Origin of the sequence: Pseudomonas sp. ICMP 561, from assembly GCF_002699985.1 — a bacterium.
Classification (GTDB): Bacteria; Pseudomonadota; Gammaproteobacteria; order Pseudomonadales; family Pseudomonadaceae; genus Aquipseudomonas; species Aquipseudomonas quasicaspiana.
Genome location: NZ_LKBT01000045.1, coordinates 64,379 through 86,487, shown reverse-complemented (window position 1 = coordinate 86,487; position 22,109 = coordinate 64,379). Strand labels below are relative to the sequence as shown.

At 58.9% G+C, this 22,109-nt stretch carries 18 protein-coding genes; 9 read left to right on the top strand and 9 right to left on the bottom strand.

Translation table 11 applies throughout. From position 1 onward, the window contains the following. Window positions 1-49: 49 nt before the first annotated feature. Window positions 50-1,540: a leucyl aminopeptidase gene (locus AO242_RS22375; RefSeq protein ID WP_099270402.1), complete on the bottom strand. Its 1,491-nt coding sequence runs from the start codon at window positions 1,538-1,540 to the stop codon at window positions 50-52. A gap of 320 nt (window positions 1,541-1,860) precedes the next feature. Between AO242_RS22375 and lptF the strand changes: the two genes are divergently transcribed. Next, window positions 1,861-2,982 (top strand): LPS export ABC transporter permease LptF, encoded by a 1,122-nt coding sequence (gene lptF, locus AO242_RS22370; protein ID WP_027902260.1) that lies wholly within the window; start codon window positions 1,861-1,863, stop codon window positions 2,980-2,982. After that, window positions 2,975-4,036, top strand: coding sequence for an LPS export ABC transporter permease LptG (gene lptG, locus AO242_RS22365; protein ID WP_027902259.1), 1,062 nt, complete (start codon window positions 2,975-2,977; stop codon window positions 4,034-4,036). The genes lptF and lptG overlap by 8 nt, the downstream gene beginning before the upstream one ends. Before the next feature lie 256 nt (window positions 4,037-4,292). On the opposite strand, the gene AO242_RS22360 is transcribed toward lptG, so the two are convergent. The 6 genes from AO242_RS22360 to metR all read right to left on the bottom strand — a co-directional run bounded on the left by AO242_RS22360 (window position 4,293) and on the right by metR (window position 11,315). Beyond that, window positions 4,293-4,778 carry an RDD family protein gene (locus tag AO242_RS22360; RefSeq protein ID WP_099270401.1) on the bottom strand — a complete coding sequence of 162 codons (486 nt, stop codon included), beginning with the start codon at window positions 4,776-4,778 and terminating at the stop codon, window positions 4,293-4,295. A 100-nt stretch (window positions 4,779-4,878) separates the two neighbouring features. Further along, entirely contained in the window at window positions 4,879-5,091 is a 213-nt protein-coding gene (locus AO242_RS22355) for a cold-shock protein (RefSeq protein ID WP_027902257.1), read from the bottom strand. Between the two features lie 415 nt (window positions 5,092-5,506). Continuing rightward, on the bottom strand, window positions 5,507-6,631 hold the full coding sequence (gene gcvT / locus AO242_RS22350) for a glycine cleavage system aminomethyltransferase GcvT (protein ID WP_099270400.1): 1,125 nt from the start codon (window positions 6,629-6,631) through the stop codon (window positions 5,507-5,509). A gap of 124 nt (window positions 6,632-6,755) precedes the next feature. Continuing rightward, the gene (gene gcvP / locus AO242_RS22345) at window positions 6,756-9,620 is read right to left on the bottom strand and encodes an aminomethyl-transferring glycine dehydrogenase (RefSeq protein ID WP_099270399.1); all 2,865 of its coding nucleotides are present in this window, start codon (window positions 9,618-9,620) and stop codon (window positions 6,756-6,758) included. Window positions 9,621-9,630: 10 nt separating this feature from the next. Continuing rightward, complete coding sequence (gene gcvH / locus AO242_RS22340; protein ID WP_095101330.1) at window positions 9,631-10,014, bottom strand: glycine cleavage system protein GcvH; 384 nt, start codon at window positions 10,012-10,014, stop codon at window positions 9,631-9,633. Between the two features lie 383 nt (window positions 10,015-10,397). Beyond that, entirely contained in the window at window positions 10,398-11,315 is a 918-nt protein-coding gene (metR, locus tag AO242_RS22330) for a transcriptional regulator MetR (RefSeq protein ID WP_027900780.1), read from the bottom strand. A gap of 122 nt (window positions 11,316-11,437) precedes the next feature. Between metR and metE the strand changes: the two genes are divergently transcribed. The 7 genes from metE to AO242_RS22295 all read left to right on the top strand — a co-directional run bounded on the left by metE (window position 11,438) and on the right by AO242_RS22295 (window position 20,151). After that, a complete protein-coding gene (gene metE, locus AO242_RS22325; protein ID WP_099270398.1) occupies window positions 11,438-13,756 on the top strand; it encodes a 5-methyltetrahydropteroyltriglutamate--homocysteine S-methyltransferase in 2,319 nt (772 codons plus the stop codon). 297 nt (window positions 13,757-14,053) lie between these two features. Then, window positions 14,054-15,046, top strand: a complete 993-nt coding sequence (locus AO242_RS22320; protein WP_099270397.1) for an alpha/beta fold hydrolase — start codon at window positions 14,054-14,056, stop codon at window positions 15,044-15,046. A gap of 57 nt (window positions 15,047-15,103) precedes the next feature. Beyond that, window positions 15,104-15,754, top strand: coding sequence for a DsbA family oxidoreductase (locus tag AO242_RS22315; protein ID WP_099270396.1), 651 nt, complete (start codon window positions 15,104-15,106; stop codon window positions 15,752-15,754). Between the two features lie 141 nt (window positions 15,755-15,895). Continuing rightward, entirely contained in the window at window positions 15,896-16,609 is a 714-nt protein-coding gene (locus tag AO242_RS22310; RefSeq protein WP_049826996.1) for a GntR family transcriptional regulator, read from the top strand. Further along, complete coding sequence (locus tag AO242_RS22305) at window positions 16,606-17,619, top strand: ADP-ribosylglycohydrolase family protein (protein ID WP_099270395.1); 1,014 nt, start codon at window positions 16,606-16,608, stop codon at window positions 17,617-17,619. Before AO242_RS22310 ends, AO242_RS22305 begins: the two co-directional genes overlap by 4 nt. Before the next feature lie 146 nt (window positions 17,620-17,765). Further along, a complete protein-coding gene (locus AO242_RS22300; RefSeq protein WP_027900774.1) occupies window positions 17,766-19,235 on the top strand; it encodes a purine-cytosine permease family protein in 1,470 nt (489 codons plus the stop codon). Further along, window positions 19,225-20,151, top strand: a complete 927-nt coding sequence (locus tag AO242_RS22295; RefSeq protein ID WP_099270394.1) for a PfkB family carbohydrate kinase — start codon at window positions 19,225-19,227, stop codon at window positions 20,149-20,151. The genes AO242_RS22300 and AO242_RS22295 overlap by 11 nt, the downstream gene beginning before the upstream one ends. A gap of 118 nt (window positions 20,152-20,269) precedes the next feature. Here the strand turns inward: AO242_RS22295 and AO242_RS22290 are convergent, their stop codons facing one another. Both AO242_RS22290 and AO242_RS22285 read right to left on the bottom strand, forming a co-directional pair. Then, on the bottom strand, window positions 20,270-20,599 hold the full coding sequence (locus AO242_RS22290) for a GlpM family protein (RefSeq protein WP_099270592.1): 330 nt from the start codon (window positions 20,597-20,599) through the stop codon (window positions 20,270-20,272). Window positions 20,600-20,733: 134 nt separating this feature from the next. Further along, the gene (locus AO242_RS22285) at window positions 20,734-22,062 is read right to left on the bottom strand and encodes a sigma-54-dependent transcriptional regulator (RefSeq protein WP_027900771.1); all 1,329 of its coding nucleotides are present in this window, start codon (window positions 22,060-22,062) and stop codon (window positions 20,734-20,736) included. Between the last annotated feature and the right edge of the window lie 47 nt (window positions 22,063-22,109).

Below are 22,109 nucleotides of genomic sequence, written 5' to 3'. Positions count from 1 at the left end.
ACAAGTTCGCTCCTACCGGGGCCGCGTGTCTGCAAACGCCCCGTTTGCCTTACGCGCCAGCGCGGTCGAGCAGGTACTGGGTCAACAAAGGCACAGGACGGCCGGTGGCGCCCTTGTCCTTGCCGCCGCTCAGCCAGGCTGTGCCAGCAATGTCCAGGTGCGCCCAGTCATAGGTTTTGGTGAAGCGCGACAGGAAGCAGGCTGCGGTGATGGTGCCGCCTTTCGGGCCACCAATGTTGGCGATGTCGGCGAACGGGCTGTCCAGTTGCTCCTGATATTCGTCGAACAACGGCAATTGCCATGCACGGTCGTCGGCAAACTTGCCAGCGTCGAGCAACTGATTGATCAGTGCATCGTTGTTGCCCAGCAGACCGGATGTGTGACCGCCCAATGCCACGACGCAAGCGCCGGTCAGCGTAGCGATGTCGATCACGGCCTGAGGCTTGAAGCGTTCGGCGTAGGTCAACGCATCACACAGCACCAGACGGCCTTCGGCGTCAGTGTTGAGAATTTCCACGGTCTGACCGCTCATGGTGGTGACGATATCGCCTGGACGCGTCGCGGTGCCGCTCGGCATGTTTTCCGCGGCGGCGATGACGCACACCAGATTGATCGGCAGTTGCAGTTCCAGCACGGCGCGCAGAGTACCGAACACGCTGGCAGCGCCACACATGTCGAACTTCATCTCGTCCATGCCCGCAGCAGGCTTGATGCTGATGCCGCCGGTATCAAAAGTGATGCCTTTACCGACCAGCACGAAAGGCTTTTCGCTTTTCTTGCCGCCGGAGTAGTTCATCACGATCAGGCGTGGCGGCTGAGCGCTGCCCTGTGCCACGGCGAGGAACGAACCCATGCCCAGTTCGGCGAGTTTCTTCTCGTCGTGAACTTCAACCTTGAGGTTCTTGTGTGCTTTACCCAGCGCCTTGGCCTGTTCGCCCAGATAAACCGGGTGGCAGACGTTAGGCGGCATGTTGCCCAGATCGCGAGTGAACGCCATGCCAGCGGCGATGGCCTGTGCATGAGTAGCTGCACGCTCTACATCGGCGACGCTGATCTTGTCGGTCAGCAAGGTGACCTTTTTCAGCGCTTTGGCTTCGGCTTTCTTGCTCTTGAAACGATCAAAAACATATTCGCCGTCGGCGAGGGTTTCTACCAGCAGACGTGCCTTGCCGTAGGTATCCCGGCTTTTGACGACGACCTGATCCAGGGCGATGGCTGCGTCGCTGCCGCCCAAACCTTTAAGAGTCGACAGCACGGCGCTGATGACTTTCTTGAATTGACGGTCAGACAATTCCGCTTCTTTACCGGTGCCGACCAGCAAAACGCGCTCGGCTTTCAAATTGGGCAGGTTGTGCAGGAGCAGGGTTTGAGCCACTTTGCCGGCCAGATCGCCACGTTTGAGCACTGCACTGATGGCGCCGCCGCTGAGCGCGTCTACGGTTTTTGCAGCGTCGCTGAGCGCGCGGCCTTCGCCTACGGCGACTACCAGGGTCGCGGTTTTCAAGGTTTCTGGGCTTACGCTTTTAACAACCAATTCCATGTCGGGGTCCCCGAATAAACGATGAGCTATCGCGAAATGAATGACGTGCGCGGCAGGGAGCGGGTGTTTCGCATCAACATGCCAACGACAAGGCCCGCAGTTTGACCCCGCCACGGGATCGCTGACAACCCCGGAAAACATGTGAATGTGGCTCTGTGCAGGACGTTTCCGAGAGAACTATCCGGAGCACGCAGTGACAGAGGACCTCATTCACAGGATAATGCCGCATATTTTTTGGCAGACCTGTGTTGAATCTGCCGCCACTGCTAGTACCTTTTCTTGTCTGGCTGCCTGAGCCTGGCGACCCTGGAGTGTCTGGTTTGATCGTCTTTCGTTATCTGTCCCGAGAAGTGCTGGTTACCCTGAGCGCTGTGAGCGCCGTGTTGTTGGTAATCATCATGAGCGGACGCTTCATCAAGTACCTCGCGCAGGCTGCGTCCGGGGCACTGGATCCGGGCGTACTGTTCATGATCATGGGCTTTCGTATGCCCGGCTTCCTGCAACTGATCCTGCCGCTGGGTCTGTTTCTGGGGATTCTGCTGGCTTACGGTCGGCTTTACCTTGAAAGCGAAATGACTGTTCTTGCCGCGACCGGCATGAGCCAGCAGCGTTTGCTGTGGATGACCATGGCACCAGCGACCGTGGTGGCGCTGCTGGTTGCCTGGCTGAGTTTCAGCCTGGCACCGCAAGGCGCTACGCAGTTTTCCCTGCTCATCAACAAGCAGGACGCGATGACCGAGTTCGATACGTTGGTGCCAGGCCGCTTCCAGGCGCTGCGCGATGGCACTCGCGTCACTTATACCCAAGAGCTTTCCGAAGACCGTTCGAATCTGGGCGGCGTGTTCATTTCGGAAAAGCGCGTCTCCTCCGACAAGAGCAAGGACCGCGGGATCACCGTTCTGGTGGCAGAAAAAGGCCACCAGGAGATCAAGCCGGACGGCAACCGCTTCCTGATCCTGGAGAACGGCTATCGCTATGACGGCAATCCGGGTGAGGCCAATTATCGGGCGATCAAGTACGACACTTATGGCGCGATGCTGCCCAAGCCGGACATCAGCGACGAGATCACTGACCGCGAAGCCATTCCGACCTCCGACCTGTTCGGCAGCGATGTCTTGCGCAATAAAGCTGAACTGCAGTGGCGTATCTCGCTGCCGATTCTGGTGTTCATCGTGACCTTGATGGCAGTGCCGCTGTCCCGCGTCAACCCGCGTCAGGGTCGTTATCTGAAGCTGCTGCCTGCAATCCTTCTCTATATGGCTTACCTGACCATGCTGATCGCGGTGCGCGGTGCACTGGAGAAAGGCAAGCTGCCAATGGCGCTGGGAATCTGGTGGGTGCATGTGCTGTTTCTGTTGATCGGCCTTGGGCTTTTGTACTGGGAGCCGCTGCGCTTGAAGATGGCGAGTCGCCGCAGCGCGTCGGAGGTGGCTCATGGTTAAGCTCGATCGTTACATTGGCAAAAGCGTTTTCGTTGCCATCCTGGCGGTTCTCGGGATCATTCTCGGTCTGGCGTCGTTGTTCGCCTTTATCGATGAAATGGGTGACATCAGCGACAGCTACACCTTGCTGGATGCCAGCAGCTTCGTATTGATGACTGCGCCACGGCGTGTGTATGAAATGCTGCCAATGGCGGCGCTGATTGGCTGCCTGATCGGCCTGGGCAGCCTGGCCAGCAGCAGCGAACTTACGATCATGCGTGCCGCTGGCGTGTCTATCGGCCGTATCGTCTGGGCGGTCATGAAACCAATGCTGGTGCTGATGATTGCCGGTGTACTGATCGGCGAATACGTAGCTCCCGCAGCCGAGAACCAGGCTCAGGCCAACCGTTCTCTGGCGCAGGGCAGTGGTGATGCGCAAAGTGCACGCCACGGTATGTGGCACCGTCAGGGCGATGAGTTCATTCACATCAACTCAGTGCAACCTAACGGCATCCTGTACGGCGTGACACGGTATCGTTTCGACAATGAGCGTCACATGCTCAGCGCCAGCTTCGCCAGACAGGCCAAGTTCAACGAAGATCACTGGTCGCTGAACGACATCTCCACCACCTTCTTCCGCGATGGCAGCACCGAGGTGATCAAGACCGCTGACGAGCGTTGGGACGTTGCGCTGAGTCCGCAGTTGCTCAGCACGGTCGTCATGCCGCCCGACTCGCTGTCGATCACCGGTTTGTGGCAATACGCGCACTACCTGGCCGATCAAGGCCTGAGCAATGGCCGTTACTGGCTGGCGTTCTGGACCAAGGTTCTGCAGCCGCTGGTAACCGTCGCGCTGGTGTTGATGGCGATTTCCTTCATCTTCGGTCCGCTGCGCTCCGTGACGCTGGGCCAGCGGGTGTTTACCGGCGTGCTGGTGGGGTTCACCTTCCGCATCGTGCAGGACCTGCTGGGGCCATCGAGCCTTGTGTTCGGCTTCTCGCCGTTATTTGCAGTGCTGGTGCCTGCGGGTGTCTGTGCATTGGCCGGGGTGCTGTTGTTGCGCAGGGCCGGGTAAGGTTCGCAGCTGTGAAAAAGCCGACTTCGTGTCGGCTTTTTTGTGTGTGCAGTTAAGTACCGTGGCGAACTTACTACAGCTATCGCGGGCAAGCGCGCTCCTACATAACCGCGCGATCCGGTAGGAGCGAACTTGTTCGCGAGGCGGTGTGCCTGAATAAACGCGTCAGCCCCGTTCGCCAACAAGTTGCCTCCTACCGGATCGCGATCCGGCTGTAGGATCTAATGGCACCACCCACCCGCAAAGATGAGCTGTTCTACCGCTTCTTCGGCACCCGCACCAACTGGCTATTGGAATACAGGTCATGCCAGCTACGATTCCGCTTATCAAACAACGCCCAGATAAACCCCAGCCCTAAACACAGCCACGATGCAATGGACACCATGAAGCGCAGCAGCGCTTGCAGCAGACTGATTCCGCTGCCATCGGCGTTCTGCACGCGGATGCCCCACACCTGCATGCCCAGCGTTTGCCCTGAGTGAGTCCAGAATTTCGCGAAGAAACCAAATATCACCAGCAGCAAAATCGTAGACAGGAATGGGTCGCCGTCCAGCGAGCCCGATTCCGACAGCGCCTTCAGTCGGGCCTCGCCAATGAACGCCATCAACACCAGCTTGTAGATAAAGGCTGTGACCAGCAGCAGAGCAAAGCACAGCAGCGCGTCGTAGAAAATCGCAGCAAGGCGACGGCCCAGGCTCGCGGGCGGGAAGTCACCTTGCGGGCTAAGCAGGTGTCGGGACATGGCAGCGGTTCTCAATCATCGAAAGCGTGCATGTTACTGACTCGCGCCCACAAAAAAGCCCCCTGATATCAATACCAGGGGGCTTTTCATGTTCCAAGGCTTACGCTTCGGCTTGAACTTCGTCAGCCTGCATACCTTTCTGGCCTTGCACCGCAACGAAAGTCACTTTCTGACCTTCTTTCAGGCTCTTGAAGCCGTTGCCCTGAATAGCGCGGAAGTGCACAAACAGATCCGGACCGCTTTCTGGAGTGATAAAACCAAAACCTTTCTCGTCGTTAAACCACTTGACGGTACCGCTCTGACGTTCAGCCATTTTCTTATTCCCTGGAACTTGAATTGATGACAGCCTCTTTCACATGAAAGAGTACTGGGCTGGTTGCAGGAATTAAGAAGCGTAGAGCGGGTTGTAGCAAACTTGGCGCTACTGCCCAGGTCCCGATTCAGCGACCCATGCAAACACAGTTGAGAAACTCTACGCTAACTCTTATTACAAACACAAGCCCCTGTCTGGTGCCCGGATTCAGGCGGTTTCGCGGCGTTTTAAAATATTTACCAGTTATCAGGAATCGATAGTTTTTTACTGTTAGGCGCACTCTTCGAGTGCGCTGTTTTGGCTATTACGCTGCTGTTTAGTGCGTGTAATACAAGCGGCTGATATAGGCGTTAGCCGCCGTATTTTTTTGACGCCGTTAATCAGCCGCTGCCGTTCATTCAGCCGCGACTGTCACTTACCCGCGATAGTAGCGTTGTGCAACGAAAGGCATTTTGCTGACCAGCATCGGTACTTGCTTGCCGCGCACTACCGCCCAGACTTGAGTGTCCAGTGCGGTAAACGCGCTGTTCAAATAACCCATCGCCAAAGGACCGCCAAGGCTGGGGCCGAAGCCGCCGCTGCATACGGTGCCAATCGAGTTGCCGTGGGCATCGACAATATCTGTGCCTTCGCGCACAGGCGTGCGTTCCTGTGGCAACAGGCCAACGCGTTTGCGGGCTGGGGCGGTCTGTTGTTGAGCAAAGATCTGCTCGGCACCGGGGAAGCCGCCGGCACGAGCGCCATCAGCGCGGCGAACTTTGGAAATAGCCCACAGCAGGCTGGCTTCAATGGGGGTTGTCTCGGTGTTCATGTCGTGGCCGTAAAGGCACAAGCCTGCTTCCAGACGCAGCGAGTCGCGCGCACCCAGGCCAATCGGGGCCACTTCCGGTTCATCCAGCAAGCGCCGGGCCAGGGTTTCAGCCTGATCGGCCGGTACAGAAATCTCGTAGCCGTCTTCGCCAGTGTAGCCCGAGCGGCTGACGTAGCAGTCCACGCCCAGCAACTGCACGCTGGCGAACTGCATGAAGGTCATTTTTGCGACTTCCGGTGCCAGACGCGCCAGCACGGTTACTGCCTGCGGACCCTGAAGGGCGAGCAGGGCGCGCTCTTCAAACAGGGGCTGGATTTCACAATGCTCACCCAGATGTTTCTGCAGGTGGGCAAGGTCGTCGTTCTTGCAGGCAGCGTTGACCACCAGCATCAGTTGGTCATTGCCGAGATTGGCGACCATCAGATCGTCAAGGATGCCGCCGGTGTTGTTGGTGAACATTGCGTAACGCTGCATGCCGACGGGCAGGCCGATGATGTCCACCGGCACCAGAGCTTCCAGTGCCTTGGCGGCATCGGCACCGCTCAGGCGAATCTGGCCCATGTGCGACACATCAAACAACCCGGCTTTTTCCCGGGTGTGCAGGTGTTCTTTCATCACGCCAGCCGGGTATTGCACCGGCATGTCGTAGCCCGCGAAAGGCACCATTTTGGCACCCAGTTCACGGTGCAGGGCGTGGAGCGGGGTGGTGAGGAGTTGTTCGGTGGTCATGATCGATTCCTTGAAGAGGGGGCCGATGCCGAGGGCGTGTGGAATCCGTAGGAGCGGCTTTAGCCGCGAGAGAAGCGCTCCCGGCTAAAGCCGGTCCTACGGGTCGCGAGATTCAATTAGAGAATCACGCCTCTTGATAGCTCTCGATGGACGGGCAGGCACAGATCAGGTTGCGGTCGCCAAACACGTTGTCGACGCGGCCAACCGGTGGCCAGTATTTGCCATCGATCAAGGACTCAACTGGATACACCGCTTGCTCGCGGCTGTAAGGATGGGTCCATTCGCCGACGATTTCTGCCGCGGTGTGCGGGGCGTTTTTCAGCGGGTTGTCTTCCTTGTCCAGTACGCCGCTTTCCACTGCGCGGATCTCTTCGCGGATCTTGATCATGGCGTCGCAGAAGCGGTCCAGCTCTTCTCTGGATTCACTTTCGGTCGGCTCGATCATCAAGGTGCCAGCCACCGGGAACGACATGGTCGGTGCGTGGAAGCCAAAGTCGATCAGGCGCTTGGCGACGTCATCAACGCTGATGCCGCTGGTTTCCTTCAGCGGACGCAGGTCGAGGATGCATTCGTGAGCCACCAGACCGCTGCTGCCGGTGTAGAGCACCGGGTAGTGTTCTTCAAGGCGGCGAGAAATGTAGTTGGCGTTGAGGATCGCCAGTTGCGAGGCGCGTTTCAGGCCTTCGCCGCCCATCATGCTGATGTACATCCAGGTGATTGGCAGGATGCTCGCGCTGCCGAACGGTGCTGCGCAGACTGCGCCTTCCTTGCGGGCCATGGTCGCGTGGCCCGGCAGGAACGGGGTCAGGTGCGACTTGACGCCAATCGGGCCAACGCCCGGGCCGCCACCGCCGTGAGGGATGCAGAAGGTTTTGTGCAGGTTCAGGTGGGAAACGTCGCCGCCGAACTTGCCCGGTGCGCAGAGGCCAACCATGGCGTTCATGTTGGCGCCGTCGATGTAAACCTGGCCGCCGTTATCGTGAACGATGGCGCAGATCTCGCGGATGCCTTCTTCAAACACGCCGTGAGTCGACGGGTAGGTGATCATGATCGCGGCCAGATGATCGCGGTGCTCGATGGCCTTGGCGCGCAGGTCTTCGATGTCGACGTTGCCACGGGCATCGCACGCTGTCACGACAACGCGCATGCCAGCCATGTTGGCGGTGGCAGGGTTGGTGCCGTGAGCAGATTGCGGGATCAGGCAGATGTCGCGGCGCTCGTCGCCACGGCTCTGGTGATAGGCACGGATCGCCAGCAGACCGGCGTATTCACCTTGAGAGCCCGCGTTAGGCTGCAGCGAGATCGAGTCGTAACCGGTGGCTGCGCAAAGCATCGCTTCCAGTTCGTCGGTCAGTTGCTGGTAGCCAGCGCTTTGGTCCGCAGGTGCAAACGGGTGCAGGTTGCCGAACTCAGCCCAGGTCACCGGGATCATTTCGCTGGCTGCGTTGAGCTTCATGGTGCACGAGCCCAGCGGGATCATGGTGCGATCCAGCGCCAGGTCCTTGTCGGCCAGTTTGCGCAGGTAGCGCATCAACTCGGTTTCAGAGTGGTAGCGGTTGAACACCGGGTGGCTGAGGATGGCCGACTCGCGCAACAGTGCTTGCGGCAGGCGAGCTTCAACACTTTGCTCCAGTGCTGCGAAGTCCGGCAGGGTTTGCCCGTCACCGGCAAAGATCGCCCACAGGTCTTCGACCGATGCTTGCGAGGTGGTTTCGTCCAGCGACAGGCCAAGACGCTGAGCGTCGATTTCCCGCAGGTTGATCTGCTGGGCGCGTGCTTTGGCATGCAGCGCTGTGGTATCGGCGCCGGTGTTCACAGTCACGCTGTCGAAGAAGTATTGCTGCTCGACGTTCAGGCCCAGCTGGCTCAAGCCCTTGGCGAAGATTGCAGTCAGGTGATGCACGCGGTTGGCGATTTGCGTCAGGCCGCGTGGGCCGTGATAAACGGCGTACATGCTGGCGATGTTGGCCAGCAGCACTTGGGCGGTGCAGATGTTGCTGGTGGCTTTCTCGCGGCGGATATGTTGCTCGCGGGTCTGCATGGCCAGACGCAAGGCCTGCTTGCCGTGACGGTCCACGGAAACACCGACCAGACGGCCAGGCATGTCGCGCTTGTACGCATCTTTAGTCGAGAAGTAAGCAGCATGCGGACCGCCGAAACCCAGTGGCACGCCAAAACGCTGGGCGCTGCCGATAGCCACGTCTGCACCGAACTCGCCGGGCGGCGTCAGCAGGGTCAGGGCCAGCAGGTCTGCCGCGACGGCCACCAGAGCGTTGGCAGCATGGAAGCGTTCAACCAGTTCGCGGTAGTCGAACAGGTCGCCGTTGCTGGCAGGGTATTGCAACAGGGCGCCGAAGAACGGGCTGACGTCGGTCAGCTCTGCTTCATCAGCCACTACGACGGTGATGCCCAGTGGCTCGGCGCGAGTGCGCAGCACGTCGAGGGTTTGCGGATGGCAGTGGCTGGAAGCGAAGAACTGGTGGCTGCTCTTGTTCTTGCTCAGGCGTTTGCAGAAGGTCATGGCTTCGGCAGCGGCGGTGGCTTCATCGAGCAGCGAAGCGTTGGCGATTGGCAGGCCTGTCAGGTCGCTGATCAGGGTCTGGAAGTTCAGCAGCGATTCCAGACGGCCTTGGGAAATTTCTGGCTGATAAGGCGTGTAGGCGGTGTACCAGGCCGGGTTTTCCAGCAGGTTGCGCAGGATCGGCGCAGGCGTGTGGGTGTTGTAGTAACCCTGACCGATGTAGGTCTTGAACAGTTGGTTCTTGCTGGCGATGGCTTTGATCGACGCCAGTGCGTCTGCTTCGCTCAGGCCTGGCTGCATGCCCAGAACGCTGGTGCCTTTGATGCTTTCCGGGATGACGCTGGCGCTCAGGGCTTCCAGCGAATCATAGCCCAGGGTTTGCAGCATGGCCTGCTCGTCAGCGGCGCGTGGGCCGATGTGACGGGCGATGAACTCGTTGGCGGTGTTCAATTGAATACGGTCAGTCATGGTCTGCTCCTCAGGCTTCGGCGTTGGCTTTGATCAGGCGGTCGTAGGCGTCCTGATCAAGCAGGCTATCGATAGCGCTGGCGTCTTGGGGAATGAAGCGGAAGAACCAGCCGGCGCCCAAGGCGTCTTCATTGACCAGTTCCGGGGTGGCGTCGAGGGCCTGGTTGACTTCAACCACTTCGCCATCGAGCGGCATGTTGATGCTGCTGGCTGCTTTCACTGATTCGACGACCGAAGCTTCGGCGTCTTTGGCGTAGGTCTGCAGCTCAGGAAGTTGCACGTAAACCACATCACCCAGAGATTCTTGCGCGTAAGGCGTGATGCCTACCGTGACACTGCCATCGGCTTCGGCCCGCAGCCATTCGTGATCGACGGTGAATCGCAACTCGCTCATAGATACTCCTAAGGTGACTTGGTGCTCGCGGCAGGCGCTAGCATTGATGACAATCACTTAGCAAATATGCGGCCAATAATTTATTTTCTTTATAAATCAATTGGTTGTTGGCTTTTCAAGGAGCGGCTTTGGAACGCTCTGTAGCGAAATCGATACAGCATGTATCAGGTTACAAATTCTCGGTGGATCAAAGCCTTGGCGGCTGGGGATATGCGGATTTCGTATTGAAATCGTTACGGTGTATTGAAATCGATACGATTTAGCGCAGGACTCACTTCATCTTTTGGAGCGAGGCTCGCCCTCGAAGAACGATAACGCGGTACACCCGCCTAACCGAGTTGACAGGTTCGCGGGCAAGCCTCGCTCCAACGGGTCAATCACCATCACCTAACCGCACTCACTCCATCCAGTGTCGAGAACGACGTGTCTTTGGCAGTGAGCAGGAAGTCGCGCATGTAGGGCGCGTCCAGCATGTCGGTTCGCACTCCGGCATAGAGTGTAGCGAACAAACCTTTTTCGCCCAGGCGTTTGCCCTTCACATAGCCTCGTGAGCTGTATTCATGCAATGCCCAGTGGGGCATGCCACAGACGCCACGGCCGCTGGCGACCAGTTGCATCATCATCACGGTCAGCTCCGACGTTCGCACCTGCGCCGGCTCGATGTCGGCCGGTTCAAGGAAGCGCGTGAAGATATCCAGCCGGTCTCGTTCCACCGGGTAAGTGATCAGGGTTTCCTTGATCAGGTCTTCGGGCACGATGTACGGCTTGCTCGCCAATGGGTGCTGATTGGCAACCGCCAACATGGCCTCGTAGGTAAACAACGGCACGTAGGTGATGCCCACCAGTTCCAGCGGATCGGACGTCACCACCAGGTCCAGATCGCCGCGGGCCAGAGCAGGCAAGGGTGCGAAGGCAAAGCCGGAGGCCAGGTCCAGTTCGACTTCCGGCCAGGCGTCGCGGAACTGGTCGATGGTTGGCATCAGCCACTGAAAACAGCTGTGACACTCGATCGCCATGTGCAAACGCCCCGCGGTGCCGCCCGCCAGTCGGGCAATGTCTCGCTCTGCGCCACGCAATTGTGGCAGCACCGAGTCCGCCAATTGCAGCAGGCGCAACCCGGCGCTGGTAAAGCGTACGGGTTTGGTTTTACGCACAAACAACTGCATCCCCATTCGCTCTTCCAGTTCCTTGAACTGGTGGGACAGCGCTGATTGCGTCAGATGCAGGCGCTCGGCGGCTTCCACAAGGCTATCGGCCTCGCGCAAGGCATGCAGGGTTTTCAGATGGCGTATCTCAAGCATCTCGTCTCGCAGACATCTCTGCGCTCCATGAATGAATTTTGTGATCAACACGAAAACAATGAGTTTGTCTCACGTTGGTCCGGCTGTCGACAATAGCGTCATATTTCGACAGGAGCTTCATCATGGCCTTGGCCCACAATCTTGGTTTCCCGCGCATCGGCGCTGACCGTGAACTTAAAAAAGCGCTGGAAGCGTACTGGAAAGGCGATATCGATCAGTACGGTTTGCGCACAGTAGGCCGGGAGCTTCGGGCCACCCATTGGCAACTGCAAAAAGATGCGGGTATCGAACTGCTGCCCGTGGGCGATTTCGCTTGGTACGACCAGGTGCTGGGCCACTCGTTGGCATTCGGTGTGGTGCCTGAGCGCTTTGCTGATACCCGGGATTTTCGTGGTTTGCCGACACTGGACACCTTGTTCGCCATGGCCCGTGGTGCTGAAAGCTGCTGCGGTGCTCATGGTCATGGTCAGGGGTATGGCCAGCAGCAATATGCTCAAGAACTGACCAAGTGGTTCGACACCAACTACCACTATCTGGTCCCGGAATTTACCCAGGATCAGCGCTTCCAGTTGAGCTGGGAGCAGTTGTTCGAAGAAGTGGATGAAGCCCACGCTCTGGGTCACAAGGTCAAGCCGGTAATCATCGGCCCGTTGACTTACCTGTGGCTGGGCAAGGCCAAGGGTGACAGTTTCGACAAGCTCGATCTGCTGGAGCGCCTGCTTCCGGTGTACGGCGAAATCCTCGGTCGTCTGGCCGGGCAGGGTGTGGAGTGGGTGCAGATCGATGAGCCTATCCTCACACTGGACCTGCCTCAGGACTGGAAAAATGCCTTCGAGCGCGCTTATCACAGCCTGCAATATTCGCCGCTGAAAAAGCTCATCGCGACTTACTTCAGTGGGCTGGAGGACAATCTCGGGCTGGCGGCTTCGTTACCGGTGGACGGTCTGCACATCGACGTGGTACGTGCGCCGGACCAACTGGCGGCGGTGCTGGATCGCTTGCCGACCTATAAAGTGCTGTCGCTGGGGGTGGTCAACGGGCGAAATGTCTGGCGCTGTGATCTCGAGCAAGCACTGGATCAGTTGCGTGAAGCGCAGCAGCGTTTTGGCGACAATATCTGGGTAGCCGGTTCTTGCTCCTTGTTGCACAGCCCGGTTGATCTGGGTCGTGAAGACAAGCTCGATGTCGAACTCAAGAGCTGGCTGGCGTTCGCCGTGCAGAAGTGTGGTGAAATTTCGCTGCTCACCAATGCTTTGAATGATCCCGCCGGTGTAGAAGCCGCGTTGGCCGAAAGCCGCGCGGTGCAAACCAGCCGCGTGCAGTCGTCGCGTATTCACAAGCCGCAGGTCCAGGCACGTATCGCTGCGATCACAGCGCAGGACAGCCAGCGCCAATCTGCTTTCGCCGAACGTATCGAGCAGCAACGCCAGCGTCTGGATTTGCCTGCGTTTCCGACGACGACTATTGGCTCATTCCCGCAGACTGCGTCGATTCGTCTGGCGCGTCAGTCGTTCAAGCAGGGCAAGCTGTCGGCCAATGACTACCACGATGCCATGCGTCACGAGATTCGCCATGCCGTGCAGATTCAGGAACGCCTGGGGCTGGACGTATTGGTGCACGGCGAGGCCGAACGCAACGACATGGTCGAGTACTTCGCCGAGCAACTGGACGGTTATGCGTTTACCCGCTTTGGCTGGGTGCAGAGTTACGGTTCGCGCTGCGTAAAACCGGCGGTGATTTTTGGCGACCTGAGCCGCCCGCAGGCCATGACTGTGGACTGGATCAGCTATGCACAAAGCCTGACCGACAAGCTGATGAAGGGCATGCTGACGGGGCCGGTGACTATGTTGATGTGGTCGTTCCCACGGGAAGACGTGTCCCGCAAAGTGCAGGCGCAACAGCTGGCATTGGCGATTCGTGATGAAGTGGTGGACCTGGAAGCGGCCGGAATCAAGATCGTGCAGATCGACGAAGCCGCCTTCCGCGAAGGCTTGCCGCTGCGCCGGGCGCAATGGCAGGAATATCTGGATTGGGCCGTGGAAGCGTTTCGCTTGTGTGCCAGCGGTGTGCGGGACGAAACGCAGATTCACACCCATATGTGCTACAGCGAATTCAACGACGTGATCGAGTCCATCGCGGCGATGGATGCCGACGTGATCACTATCGAAACCTCGCGCTCGGACATGGAGTTGCTGGAGGCTTTCAAAGCGTTCGACTACCCGAATGACATTGGTCCCGGTGTTTACGACATTCACTCGCCACGCGTGCCGGGTACGGATGAGATGGTGCGACTGATGAGCAAGGCCGTGCAGCATGTGCCTGCCGAGCGCTTATGGGTCAACCCGGATTGCGGCCTGAAAACCCGTGCCTGGCCCGAAACCGAGGCGGCATTGGTGAACATGGTGGCCGCAGCGCGGAAACTGCGCAGCCAGTTGGCCTGAGTTTTTGATGGTCCTGCTGGTCCATTGGGTCCGTAGGACCGGCTTCAGCCGGGAGGGCGTCAGGGAGCTCGCTAAATCTCCTCTGCCATAAGCACCGCTCTCCCGGCTAAAGCCGGTCCTACAAGGTCAAAGGCGGTGCGAGCCTGCGGGCCAATATAGAAATCTCCGCAGGTGCCTTCAATTAGAAAACGACCGCTCAGCCCCCTTCATCAAACTGTCACGTAACTGTGGCAGCGCGCTTTGCAAAACTTCATCACACTCGCTGCCTACTGGGGATCTGTTTGTCGGTGTTTCTTAATGCGCGTTCTTCTTTTTCTGGCCGCACTTTTGTGCGGCTTGCCGTCTTTTGCGGCCTCCAAATGTGATGTCAATGTTCCTGTGCAGATAGCCGCGCTCAAAGAAGTGCGGCTCGCCTATCAGAGTATCGGCAGCGAATCCGACCCAGCGTTGCTGCTGGTCATGGGGCTGGGTGGTCAGTTGATTCACTGGCCTGACGAAGTCGTGGCTGCTCTGTGTCAGCAGGGTTATCGGGTCATTCGCTATGACAATCGTGATGTCGGTCTGTCGACCTGGAACGCTCCGCCAGCCAACGCCAACCTCGCCTATGAAGTGCTGCGCTACAAGCTGGGCTTGCAAGTGTCTGCACCGTATTCATTGACCGACATGGCTGACGATGCGCTGGGGCTGATGGATGCCCTGCAGATTCGCCAGTTTCATGTATTAGGCGCGAGCATGGGCGGCATGATTGCGCAGCATCTGGCGGATCTCGCACCGCAGCGTGTCGAGAGCCTGACCCTGATCATGACCAGCTCCGGAGCTCAGGGGTTACCGATGCCCAATCCCGCGTTGCTGCAGTTGCTGGCCAAACGTGGTGCACCTAATCGCGAAGCTGCGCTGGAGCAACAGGCTGATTTGCTCGCGGCGCTGGGCAGCCCGGAAGTCAAAGATGATCGCGCCATGCTGTTGCAGCAAGCTGCTGCGTCCTACGACCGGGCCTTCAACCCTGAAGGCGTAAAGCGCCAGATACTGGCGATTCTGGCCGAGCCGAGCCGGGTGGAATTGCTCGACCGTCTTCGTCTGCCGGTGCTGGTGGTGCACGGCACCGCCGACCCGCTATTGCCGGTCATGCACGGTGTGCACGTTGCTGCGCACATTCGCGGCAGCCAGTTGCGGTTGATTCCGGGTTTGGCGCACCGCTTTCAGGAGGCCTTCAAAGCGCCATTGCTGGCAGCCGTGTTGCCTTACTTGCGAGCGCAGCACGACGACGGTCGCAACATGGCTCAGCTTTGAACTGCGCCCGGACTTAGGCGTATCGTGGTGGCTTTCTTTATCCAGAGAGAGCCTGCCATGAGCACTCCGCTAAAAATCGATTTCGTTTCCGATGTGTCCTGCCCCTGGTGCGTGGTCGGCCTGAGAGCCTTGAACGACGCTCTGGCTGAGCTGGGCGATGAAGTGCGCGCACAGATTCATTTCCAGCCTTTTGAGCTGAACCCGAACATGCCTGCTGAAGGGCAGGACCTGAACGAGCACATCTTCGAGAAATACGGTTCGACGCCTGAACAGTTTGCCGCCAACCGGGAAAATATTCGTCAGCGTGGGGCCGAGCTAGGCTTCACTTTCACTCAGGGTGACCGCCGCATCTACAACACGTTTGACGCCCATCGGCTGCTGCATTGGGCCGAGCTTGAAGGCAAGCAAAAAGCGTTGAAGGAAGCCTTGTTCGCGGCTTATTTCACAGACCTTGCTGATCCGTCCAGCCATCGCGTGTTGGCTGATGTTGCGCAGAAAGTCGGCCTTGATCGAGTGCGTGCAGAGGCGATTCTGAGCAGCGATCAATTTGCCGCCGAAGTCCGCGAGCAAGAGCAATTGTGGGTTTCACGAGGCATCAGCTCGGTGCCGACGATTGTCTTCAATGACCAATATGCAGTATCGGGCGGGCAGCCGGTTGAGGTGTTCGTGGGTGCCATTCGTCAGATATTGAACGAAGATAATCGCTGATTTCTGTTGGAGCGAGGCTTGCCCGCGAATGAGTCTGCGCGGAAACCTAGGCAAACCGCGTTATCGTTCTTCGCGGGCAAGCCTCGCTCCAACAGAAAAAACATATTGCCCATAGCTGTGCTTTCGGTTATCAATTTGTACATGATTAGACATGTCCGATTTGATAAAAAACAACGCGTAGTGGATGAGCTTGCACGACGCATCGAATGTGGCCAGCTGGAGTCGGGCAATCTGTTGCCGGGCGAGCATCTGCTGGCGCAGGAATTCGATGTCAGTCGCGGCACGCTGCGTGAAGCCCTCGCCGAACTCAAACGACGCAACTACATCGCGACCCAGTCGGGTGTCGGTTCGATTGTGACCTACGACGGTATCAGCCTCGATCAGCGTAGCGGCTGGGCGCAGGCGTTGGCTGATACCGGAGCGAGGGTTACTACCGAAATCCTGCGCGTCGTGCAGGTCGAGCGGGCAGACCTGCACAGCCGCTTTGGCACCGTCCACTTCATCGCTATTGACCGTCGGCGCAGCGCTGCCGATGGCAGCGTGGTTTCCCTTGAACGGGCGTTGGTCCCGGCTATCGAAGGGCTGGAAAACCTGCCCGACACCGGCTTGATCGAGGACTCCCTGACCATCACGCTGGCGGCTCACGGCTTCGTCGGTGATCGTGGTGATCAATGGATCGGCGCCGAGCCGCTGAGCTCCGACGATGCGATGTTAATGATGCGCAAGCCGGGCAGCGTTTTCCTCAAGGCCATCCGTACAACTTACGATCGACAAGAGCGCTTCATGGAGCACGTGGAGAGCCTGCTGGACCCGGTGCATTTCAGGATGCATCTGGCGTTCGGAGGTCAGTCATGAGCCTTGTCGACACAACCGATCGCGCCTTGGGGGCGTTCTACGGGCTGGCCTTGGGCGATGCCCTGGGCATGCCGACCCAATCGTTGAGTCGTGCTCAGATCGAGGCGCGTTTCGGTCGAATCCTGACCTTGATGGCCGCCGATGCTGATCAACCCATTGCGCCGAATATGCCCGCAGGGTCAATCACCGATGACACCGAGCAGGCTGTATTGGTCGGCGAATTGCTGGTGGCTGGGGCCGGGCGCATCAACCCTTCTGATCTGGCTCAAAGCCTGATCGACTGGGAAGCGGTGATGCAGGCCAAGGGGTCACAGGATCTGCTGGGCCCTTCCACCAAGCGCGCCATCGAAATGATTCTTGCGGGTCACAGCCCTGAAGAGTCAGGCCGGTTTGGCACCACCAACGGTGCCGCGATGCGTATCACCCCGGTGGGCATTGCCGCCAACATTGCCGACCCGCAGCGGTTTATTGCTTCGGTAGTCCAGGCCTGTCAGGTCACCCATAACACCACCCTTGGGATTTCCAGTGCTGCTGCAGTGGCCGGTGCCGTTTCCGCCGGGATCAACGGTGCGAGCCTGAGCGATGCGCTGAAGCTCGGCATCGTCGCCGCCAAACTGGGCGAGCAGCACGGTCATTGGGTCGCGGGCGGGCGCGTCGGGGCACGTATCGAATGGGCGCAACAGTTGTGCGCCGATTGCGATAACGAGGCACTGCCGGATTTGCTCTACGACGTGATCGGCACCTCGGTGGCGTCACAGGAATCGGTGGTCGCAGCCTTCGCTCTGGCGCAGCAAGTCGCAGTGGATCGTTTGTCGGCATTTGAGGCGCTGTGCATGGCAGCCAGCCTCGGCGGCGACACCGACACCATCGCGGCGATTCTCGGCGCAATTCTGGGTGCCAGTCAGGGTTTGCGAGCCTGGCCACCGGTGCTGATTGATCAGGTCAAACGCGTTAACGAGCTGGAGCTGACGGCTCTGGTCGAGGGACTGCTGGCCTTGCGTTCAGCCTGAGTTTGCTGATGTGAAGAATGTTGACGCCGCGCGGGCAACCGTTGTGGCGCCAGGCATCCGGCTGTCCCGACAGCCACACATGACACGGACGTGTTACTGATTCCGCACTGCCCACAACCAAAATAACCGGCACTGGAGCTAGGCTCATGACTTCATCAAGCAGCACACAAAGCGCAGGACAACTGGAAACCCGCGGCATTGAGCCGGTCCCGGAAAGCGAATGCAATGGCCATCCGTTGCAGCTGTTCTGGGTGTGGTTTGCCGCCAACATCAGCATCCTCGGTTTGCCTTTGGGTGCGACGTTGGTGGCGTTCCGGGGGTTGTCGATCTGGCAGGCAATCATTGTGGCGATTCTCGGTGCGGCGGGATCGTTTGCGGTAGTCGGGGTGATCTCCATCGCCGGTCGCCGTGGACGTGCGCCGAGCCTGACGTTGTCCCGCGCCATCTTCGGTGTGCGCGGCAATATTGGTCCGACCATCGTTTCGCTGATGTCGCGCCTGGGCTGGGAAACGGTCAACACCACGACGGCAGCTTTCGTGCTGCTGTCGCTGTCCGCGATCCTGTTCGGCACTCCGGTTGAAGCGAAAAACACGCCGGCCCTGACCTTGGTGTTCATCGCCATTTTCGTGCTGATGACGCTGTGCGTTTCCGGCCTGGGCCACGCCACGTTGCTGGTTATCCAGAAGTGGGCGACTTACATCTTTGGCGCGCTGAACGTGGTGGTTGGCGGCTTCCTGATTGCCCATATCGACTGGAATGCGGTGTTCAGCGCGGCGCCTGCACCACTGAGCGCAATGATCATTGGCGTGGGCATCATGGCGGCAGGCACCGGCATCGGTTGGGCCAACGCCGGTGCGGACATGTCCCGCTATCAGCACCGCAGTGTCAAAGCCACGCGGCTGGTGGCCTCGGCGGCATTTGGTGCGGGGATTCCGCTGGTCTTGCTGATTACCCTTGGTGGGCTGTTGTCGGTGGGCAATGATCATTTGGCCTCGGCCACCGACCCGATCATCGCGATCCGCGAGCTGTTGCCGAACTGGATGGCGGTGCCGTACCTGATCACTGCGTTTGGTGGCTTGCTTCTGTCGAATAACCTCTCCGTTTATTCGGCCGGTTTGACCACCTTGACCTTGGGTTTGAAGGTCAAACGGGTTCACGCCGTGATCGTCGATATCGTCGCGATTTTCATCGGCTCGATCTATTTCATGCTCATCGCCGAGAGTTTCTACGGCCCATTCATTACCTTCATTTCGCTGCTGGCAGTGCCGATTACGGCGTGGGTCGGGATCTTCATTGTCGACCTGATCCATCGCCAGGTGTACTCGGGCAAAGACCTGATGGACGTCTCGCCGAGCAGTGCTTATTGGTACAGCGGCGGCGTGGAGTGGCGTGCACTGGGAGCCTGGGCATTGGCGATCGTGCTGGGCTTCAGCTTTACCACCGTCGCCACTACCGCTGACAACGTGTTGTTCACCGGTTTCCTGTCCGACTCCTGGTTGGGTCATAACGGCCTGGGCTGGATCGTGACCTTCCTGGTGGCGGGTGGTGTCTATGGGATTCTGGGCGGTGCCCGTGATCGCCGAGCGTTTTCCGAAGAGGCCCAACATGCCCGCTAGATTGCTGCACACCGGCCAGGTCGTTGTCGACCTGGTCATGGCGCTGGACAAGCTGCCAGCCTCCGGCGGCGACGTGCTGGCCAGTTCCGCCCGGTTTGAAGCGGGTGGTGGTTTCAATGTCATGGCTGCGGCCCGGCGCAACGGTATGCCGGTGGTCTATCTGGGTCGCCATGGCAAAGGTCAGTTCGGTGATCTGGCGCGTCAGGCCATGACAGCCGAAGGTATTCAGTTCAGTGCTGCGTGCAGCGAGGATCAGGACACCGGGCTGTCCGTGGCGCTGATCGAACCTTCAGCGGAGCGCTCATTCATTTCTTACGTGGGTGCTGAAGGCGGTTTGTCGGCACAGGATTTGAACAGCGTGACGGTGCAAGCCGACGACTATGTTTACGTGAGTGGCTACAGCCTGTTGCACGAAGGCAAGGTGCAGAGCCTGCTGGATTGGCTGGGGTCTTTGCCGGCCAGTGTGACCGTGGCGTTCGACCCGGGGCCGCTGGTGCATTCGCCCGATGCGCCACAGGTCAGGGCGTTGCTGCCGCGACTTGATCTGTGGAGCAGCAATTGCGAAGAGGCGTTGCGTTTTACTCACTGTGAAGACATTGCCCAGGCGCTTGACCGGCTGGATGAGTTACTACCGGATGACGCCTTGATCGTGGTCCGCGACGGACCTAAAGGGTGCTGGGTTCGTCAGCATCGACAGACGCGGCATGTGGGTGGCTTTCCGGTCAAAGCCATCGATACCAATGGCGCGGGTGATGCCCATGCAGGCGTGCTGCTGGCTAACCTGGCGGCAGGGCTTTCATGGGAGCAGGCGGCAATGCGGGCCAATGCTGCGGCAGCAATTGCCGTGACCCGTTGGGGCCCAGCGACATCGCCGGATACGCGGGAGGTAGAGGAGTTGGTCGCGCGATCCCGGTAGGAGCGAATTTATTCGCGAAGAGGCCGGTACAGTCGACCCATGTCTGTCGTTTGGGAAACCGCTTTCGCGAATGAATTCGCTCCCACAGGGCGCCGGGGCCATAGGACGTTTTTGTCCTTCAACCATGAAATCTCACCCACAACGTCACCAGCAACGTCGCCGCCACCAGCCAGGCAACGGCGGCCAATGCGAGTGACACCTCCAGCCGCCAGCGGTCCACCAGCAGGTACAGGGCCGCCAGATAGACAAAGTAGGGAATGATCGACCACATGCCAAACAGGATGGTGGTCTTGAGGTCGTCCAGGGAGCGGCCCTTGCCAACGATGTAGTGGGCAATCAGGGCAAAGGTCGGGAACAGCGGCACCAGGCCTGCGATGTAGTAGTTTTTGGTCTTGGCCAGTGCAGCGAGAATGACCACGACGGCTGCGCCGATCAGGGCTTTGAACACTAGATCCACAGAATCCCCTTTTTAAAATTGAAATGCGCATGAACTATAGGAGCCAACTTGTTGGCGAGGCGTCAGACCTGCGTGATCAGCAATTCGCTTCGCCAACAAGTTGGCTCCTACAGGTCCGGGTTTGATCATCCAAGCCCATACTTTTTGACCTTATCAAACAGCGTGGTCTTGGCCATGCCCAGCTCCTGGCTGGCCTGGCTCAGGTTGCCGCCGCTGCGTTGCAGGGCTTCGCTGAGCAGGTTTTTCTCGAAGGCTTCCACGGCTTCGGCGAAGCCCAGACTTTGAGGTTCTTCCGGGTTGGCGTTGGGTTTCTTGAAAGCGGGCAAGCCCAGGGCATAACGTTCGGCGACGTTACGCAACTCCCGTACGTTACCGGGCCAGTCGTGGCTCATCAGGCTCGATAACGTGTTCGGGTCCAGCTCTGGAGGCTCGCGATCAAAACGCAACGCGGACAACTGAAGGAAATGTTCGAAAAGTTGCAGGATGTCTTCGCGACGTTCCCGCAACGGCGGCAGTTCAAGCGTCACCACGTTCAGCCGGTAGTACAGGTCGCTGCGGAACTGTCCGGCTTTGCTTTGCTCATCGAGGTCTGACTTGGTCGCGGCAATCACCCGGCAATCCACTTCGACACTCTGATTGGAGCCGAGGCGTTCCAGCGTTCGCTCCTGCAAAACCCGCAGCAGTTTGATCTGCAGGCTGATGGGCATGCTTTCCACTTCATCGAGAAACAACGTGCCGTTATGCGCGTGTTCGATCTTGCCGATGCGTCGCTTGCCCGCGCCCGTGAACGCGTTGGATTCATGGCCGAAGATTTCGGTTTCGAACAGGGTTTCCGGCAGGCCGCCGCAATTGAGCGCGACGAACTGGTGCTGATGACGACGACTGAAATCATGCAGGCAGCGGGCAACCAGCTCTTTACCGGTACCGGTTTCACCTTCGATCAGCACATTGGCTGAAGTGTCGGCAACGTTGGCAATCAGCGCGCGCAAGTTCTGCATGGCGGGCGAGCGGCCAATGATCTTGCCTTCAAGTGAATCGCGCTCGGCCAGTTGCTTGCGCAATGACCAGACTTCTCGCGCCAGACCTCGCTGCTCAAGGGCGCGGCGGGTCACCTCCACCAGACGTTCAGGGGAGAAGGGTTTCTCCATGAAATCGTAAGCGCCGTCGCGCATGGCGTTGACTGCCATGGATATATCGCCATGACCGGTGATCAACACCACGGGAAGGCTGCGGTCACGCGCCTTGAGACGGCTGAGCAACTCCAGACCATCAATGCCTGGCAGACGAATATCACTGATCACGATTCCGGCAAAGTTATCGCCGATCCGCGCCAATGCTTCTTCGGCACTGCCCACGCCTTCGCTGGGAATGTCCTCCAGCGTCAGCGCCTGCTGGCAGCCGAGCAAGACGTGAGGGTCGTCTTCGACGATGAGTACGGTCAGGTCAGTGGTCATTTGAAGGTCTCATCTTTGGCTTGGTAAACCCGGTAGGAGCTGCCGCA